The organism is Pseudoalteromonas sp. OOF1S-7 (assembly GCF_022347765.1).
Lineage (GTDB): Bacteria > Pseudomonadota > Gammaproteobacteria > Enterobacterales > Alteromonadaceae > Pseudoalteromonas.
This window is the reverse complement of record NZ_JAKRFZ010000050.1, coordinates 1-1,016: the sequence shown is the minus strand read 5'-3', so window position 1 is coordinate 1,016 and position 1,016 is coordinate 1. Positions and strand designations below refer to the sequence as shown.

Here is a 1,016-nt window from a genome sequence, read left to right as displayed (position 1 = left end):
GCAACACGGCTTCAACCACCTGCAAGTCCAGCGTGCCGCTGACATCAAAGGCAGCTGGCATATTATATTGCGCCGAGCCCTTATGCAGCTGGTCAATAAACCACAGGCGCTGCTGAGCAAAAGACAGTGGCGCGATATCCGATGCCGCTCTGGGTGTCACTTTCGTACGTGCCTGCATACTTTGCTGTTGCTCCGCCGCTAAAAACGCAATCAGGTCTGCCTTGTGTTGTTTAACCTGAGCGGCAATCTGGGCTGTGATTGCACCTTGTCTGGCTTTTGACTTGAGCTTGCCTTTATCGAGATAAAAACTGACGCCCTGCTTTTCTAATTCTATGATTAATTTTTTAATTGTATTCATTGTTTTCTTCTTAAAATTCTGTCGATTAAATGTCGGACGCCGCGATTACCATTCCAGTTCTTCACACGCTTCGGTGTGCTCGTCGCGGTTGGACTTAAACTGCAAATATTCAATGTGGACCGCCTGATCACAGATCCGGGTTGCGTCGTAAAGCGCCTGGATGCTGAACTCAATGTCGAAAGTTTCACGCACCTGAGTTGCCAGTTTCACAACCAGCAGCGAATGCCCGCCGAGATCAAAGAAGTGGCTTTGTGTACTAATATCCTGATGCGCTATACCCAACAGCTGGGACCAGATCTCACACAAGGTCTGTTCAATGTCATTTTCAGGTGCCACATAGGTCTCCTGAAGCATGCTACTATCCGCTTCGGGCAGGGCTTTTTTGTTCACTTTGCCGTTGGCCGTCAGTGGCCACTCGTCAATCACCACACCCAGCTTAGGCACCATATAATCCGGTAAGGTTTGTGCCAGCGTGGCCAGGGTCTGAGCCATAAACTCCGGCTGAGATTGTTCTGTAACAGCCTCTGCTGACTGGACGTACGCCACTAAATAGGTGCCTGCCGGGCCGTTTTTAGCCAGCACCAGGGCACTGTCTACTTGTGTCTGGCGGCTCAGCTGCTGAGCTATCTCGCCCAGCTCAACACGGAAGCCGCGAATT

At 50.8% G+C, this 1,016-nt stretch carries 2 protein-coding genes; both read right to left on the bottom strand.

What is annotated here, in order from left to right:
- On the bottom strand, nucleotides 1-358 hold a 358-nt coding region (locus tag MHN33_RS23775; protein WP_239401963.1), incomplete at its 3' end, for a condensation domain-containing protein.
- 45 nt (nucleotides 359-403) lie between these two features.
- On the bottom strand, nucleotides 404-1,016 hold a 613-nt coding region (locus MHN33_RS23770; protein WP_239401961.1), incomplete at its 5' end, for a phosphopantetheine-binding protein.